Annotated in this window: 3 protein-coding genes and 1 tRNA gene; 3 read left to right on the forward strand and 1 reads right to left on the reverse strand. The window is 62.5% G+C overall.

Going from position 1 to position 4662, the window contains the following annotated elements; genetic code table 11:
* Positions 1-467, forward strand: a 467-nt coding sequence (locus tag AC4FAH_RS13235) for an FAD-dependent oxidoreductase (protein ID WP_490246187.1), incomplete at its 5' end; no start/stop codon positions are given.
* Between the two features lie 81 nt (positions 468-548).
* Positions 549-625, forward strand: a tRNA-Met gene (locus AC4FAH_RS13240).
* A 213-nt stretch (positions 626-838) separates the two neighbouring features.
* On the opposite strand, the gene AC4FAH_RS13245 is transcribed toward AC4FAH_RS13240, so the two are convergent.
* Positions 839-2167 carry a M18 family aminopeptidase gene (locus AC4FAH_RS13245; RefSeq protein ID WP_287020111.1) on the reverse strand — a complete coding sequence of 443 codons (1329 nt, stop codon included), beginning with the start codon at positions 2165-2167 and terminating at the stop codon, positions 839-841.
* A 293-nt stretch (positions 2168-2460) separates the two neighbouring features.
* Between AC4FAH_RS13245 and AC4FAH_RS13250 the strand changes: the two genes are divergently transcribed.
* Complete coding sequence (locus AC4FAH_RS13250; RefSeq protein WP_216059678.1) at positions 2461-4569, forward strand: carboxy terminal-processing peptidase; 2109 nt, start codon at positions 2461-2463, stop codon at positions 4567-4569.
* The last annotated feature ends 93 nt before the right edge of the window (positions 4570-4662 follow it).

Raw genomic sequence — 4662 nt, forward strand, 5'->3', positions numbered from 1 at the left:
CTGACACCCCGGAGACGGCCGCGCCGCGCATCAGCGTCACCGACTCGGCACGCAAGGTGGTCTACGCCGACCTGGAGTCGTCGGCATCGCGCCAGCTGCGCGTCGCGGCGATGGTGGATATCGGCCAGCGGGAACGCGACAGCTTTCACCCCGAACTGGATGAGCAGCGAATTGCCGCGCTGCGCAAGCTGGCCAGCGCCACCTTCCCCGCAGCCGGCGATTTCGCGCAGGCCACTCCCTGGTCCGGACTGCGCCCCAGCACACCCAAGGGGCCGCCGATCCTCGGCCGTCCCCGGCAAGCGAACAGCCCGGACAATCTGTGGCTGAACGTCGGCCATGGCAGTCTGGGCTTCACGCTGGCCTGCGCCAGTGGCGACCTCATCGCACGCGCCATCTCGCGAGAGGCTCTCCCCAGCTCTCTCTCCGACAGCCTACCTGATACCCTCGCTGCGCGGCCGGGACGCTAGTCTGATGAATTCCCTGCCACTTTTTCGCACTGATGCGTTGACAACATCACGGGCAATCCGTAATATTCGCCTCCGTTGGACGGCTACATAGCTCAGCTGGTTAGAGCACATCACTCATAATGATGGGGTCCCCTGTTCAAATCAGGGTGTAGCCACCAACCAAGATTCGAAAGGCCTGACTGCTTGCAGTCAGGCCTTTTTCGTTGTGCGCGATCCATACGCAAGACTCGCGCATCCAGCACCCTGCGCCGTAATCCTCGAGCCAGGTCGCCGGCATCAAAAAGGGCGACCCGCAGGCCGCCCTTTTTCCAGGCTCGTCTTTTTACGATTTTACGCTACGCGCCCGCCCTCTCAGCACAATCCGGCTCGACTCAGTCCAGCTGCTCGCGATTGCAGAAGGCTACCAGCACCTTGATCAGCATGGCGACATCGGCACTGCCAGATGTCTCACGAATCGAGTGCATGCCCCACTGCGGTAGCCCTACATCCAGAGTCGGTACCCCCACCTCGCTGGCGGTGATCGGCCCGATGGTGCTGCCACAGCCCATGTCGGCACGACTGACGAAGGTCTGCACCGGCACATCCTGCTCGCGACACATCTCGCGGAACAGCCCGGCCGTGGTGCTGTTGGTGGCGTAACGCTGATTGGCATTGACCTTGATGACCGGCCCGGCATTCAACTTCGGCCCATGCCCCGCATCATGCTTGTCCGCGAAATTGGGGTGCACGGCGTGGGCATTATCGCAAGAAATCATCAAGGAGCGCTGCACGAGGCACTGATAGCCTTCTTCGCTGTCCAAGCCGACGTAGTGATTGATGCGCTTGAGCACATCGGCCAGGAAGGGCCCCTGGGCACCACAGGCGCTGGCACTGCCGACTTCTTCATGATCGGTGGTGACGAACAGCGCCCCCTGACTGCCATCGGCCTCCAGCAGAGCCTCGAGACCGACGAAGCAGGACAGCAGATTGTCGAGGCGCGCACTGGTGATCAACTCACCCTTCAGCCCCGACTGCGCCGCCGGCTGCAGATCATACAGGCCCAGCTCGAAGTCGACGACATCCGCGACCCGCACGCCGTGCTGCTCCTCGATCAGCTCGATCAACAGCGTATTGAAGGCCTCCGCGGGCGTCCCGGCCTCTTCCCCAAGCTGCATGACCACGGCTGACATCTGGGTCTGGGCATTGATGGCACGCCCGCTGTTGACGTCACGATCCAGATGGATCGCCAGGCTCGGCACGCAGGCAAACGGACGCATGACCGTCAGCAGCAGCGTCTCGCGACGACCGTCCGCATGCCGCACCTGGACACGGCCCGCAAGCCCCAGATCGCGATCGAACCAGGTGCTCAGCAACACGCCGCCATAGGTCTCGACGCCCAGCGTCAACCAGCCCTGACTGGCCTGTGCCGGATTGGGCTTCAGGCGCAGACAGGGCGAATCGGTGTGCGCACCGATCATCCGAAGTGAGCTCAGCGACGTATCACCCTTCGGGAGCTGAAAGGCGATCAACGAGGAATCATTGCGCGTGACATAGGCGCGCTCACCGGGCGCCAGCTGCCAGGAAGACGTCTCGCTGAGGCGGCGATAGCCCGCCTGTTCAAGACGCTGCGCCATGGAAGCCGTCGCGTGCCACGGCGTGGGAGAAGAAGACAGGAAGTCGAGCAGTGCGGGAACGCGGGAATCCGCAATCGCATGAGTCATGATGGCGTCTGGTCCTCGAAGATATATGCAAGGCACTGTATAAGAAGAAACATGATGGGGAAAACCTGTGACGACCCTTCGACGGCACGACTGCCATCCAGTCACCATTCAGCGGGGCGTCGAGAAGCGCGGCATGCCAGCCAAAGCCCTGCGCTGACAGAGTTTTCACAACCCCAACGCATCAACGCCAGACAACTGTGTATGGTGCGTGAGACTGCTACAATGCCCGCTCGACCCCCTGCGGGGAGGTCGTTCAGGGAGCAGAGTGTACATGAATCGGGAGTGCTTCATTGATGAGCCTGTTCGCAAACGTCCGGCGCACGGCATTCGTTGCCCTGTGTCTTGCCATGGCCGGCCCTGCCAGTGCCGCGGTCACCCCTACTGACGCCGATGCACAGGCTGCTCGCGAAGTTGCCGAGTCTTTGCGCTATGGGCATTACGAAGATGTGACCCTGGATGACCACTGGGCCAACCGCGCCTTTACGCAATACCTCAAGACTCTCGACCCCCAGAAAGCCTATCTGCTGGATGCGGACATCAGCGAGTTCAGCGACCTGCGTCACGATTTCGACGACGCCATGGTCGATGGTGATCTCGAGCGCATCTATGGGCTCTACGAGCGCTATCAGCAACGCCTCACCGCACGCCTCACCTGGCTGGTGAAGACACTGGACGCCAAGCCGAGCTTCGATTTCGACAAGGATGATCGCCTGGCGCTGGACCGCAAGGACAGCCCGTGGGCCGATAGCGAGCAGGAGCTCGACGAGCTGTGGCGCAAGCGCCTCAAGAATGCCTGGCTGTCGATGTCGCTGTCCGACAAGAGCGATGACGAGATCGCCAAGACGCTCAGCGAGCGCTATTCCAACCAGCTCAAGCGCATCAAGCAGACCAACGATGAAGATATCCTGACGCTGGTGATGCATGCCGTGACCGGCAGCATCGATCCGCACAGTGAATACTTCTCGCCGCGCCAGGGCGAATCCTTCGATATCCAGATGAAGCTGTCGCTGGATGGCATTGGCGCCCTGCTGCAATCCGAAGGTGAATACGTCAAGGTCTCGAGCCTAGTGCCCGGCGGCCCTGCCGAGAAGGATGGCGAGCTCAAGCCGGCCGATCGCATCGTGGCCGTCGGCCAGGGTCAGGGCGACAGCGAGTGGACCAACGTGGTCGGCATGCGCCTGGATGACGTCGTGGACCTGATCCGCGGCCCGAAGGGCTCCGTCGTGCGCCTGGAAGTGATTCCGGCCCAGTCGCTGGATGTCACCAAGACGCGTGAACTGGATATCACCCGCGATACCGTCAAGCTCGAGGACCAGGCCGCCAATGCCAAGGTCATCGACGTCAAGCGCGATGATGGCGTCCACAGGATCGGCGTCATTCACGTGCCCGCCTTCTATGTCGATTTCGATGCCTGGCAGGCCGGTGAAGACGACTATCGCAGCACCACCCGCGACGTGGCGCGCCTGATCGACGAACTGAAGGCCAAGCAGGTGGAAGGCATCATTCTCGATCTGCGCAACAACGGCGGCGGCGCCCTGCAGGAAGCCAATTCGATGATCGGCCTGTTCATCGATCGCGGCCCCACCGTGCAGGTGCGTGATGCACGCGGCCGTATCAGCCTCTACGGCGATACCGACGCCGGCACCCACTATGACGGCCCGCTGACCGTGCTGGTCAACCGCCTCTCGGCCTCGGCATCCGAAATCTTCGCCGGCGCGATCCAGGACTACGGCCGCGGCCCGATTCTCGGCAGCCAGACCTTCGGCAAGGGCACGGTGCAGACCATCTCCTCGCTGAGCGAAGGCGAGATCAAGCTGACCCGCGCCAAGTTCTATCGCATCTCCGGCGACTCGACCCAGAACAAGGGCGTCAAGCCGGACATCGCCTTCCCCAGCGTCATCGACCCGCAGGAGATCGGCGAATCCAGCCTCGACTACGCGCTGCCCTGGGACCAGGTGCGCCCGGTGAAGTATCGCCGCTACGGTGATCCGGCACGCTACCTGGCCGCATTGCGCGCCCGCCACCAGAGCCGCGTCGAACAGGACCCCAACTTCAGCTACCTGAAGAGCGAAGTCGCGCTGTCAAAGGCACTGCGCGCGCAGCAGACCAGCATCAGCCTCAATCGTGAGCAGCGCAAACGCGAGATGGATGCCCAGGAAGCCGAGCAGCTGGCACTGGAAAACAAGCGCCGTCGCGCCCTCAACCTCGAGCCACTGACAAGCTTTGCCGAACTCGATGCCGCCAGCGACCACATCTCTTCCCCCGAGAGTGACCCGCAGCAGGAAGCCGATATCGAAGAAGGCAGCAGCGACAAGGAAGCCAAGGACCCGATCGATCAGGCCCAGCTTCAGGAAAGTGCCGAGATCCTGCTCGACTACGCCCACCTCACCGGTGATCGCTAGACTCTCGTGACTCGCACCATGACCCGCGTCTGACGAAGCTGGTCGACCGCCAAGGCCCCTGCTCTCATGCAACACCGAGCGCAGGGGCTTTTT

The sequence above is a fragment of the Cobetia sp. genome (assembly GCF_983723665.1).

Coding starts and splice junctions, on each gene's coding strand:
- AC4FAH_RS13250 (WP_216059678.1), top strand. CDS start 2,461: ATGAGCCTGTTCGCAAACGTCCGGCGCACGGCATTCGTTGCCCTGTGT.
- AC4FAH_RS13245 (WP_287020111.1), bottom strand. CDS start 2,167: ATGACTCATGCGATTGCGGATTCCCGCGTTCCCGCACTGCTCGACTTC.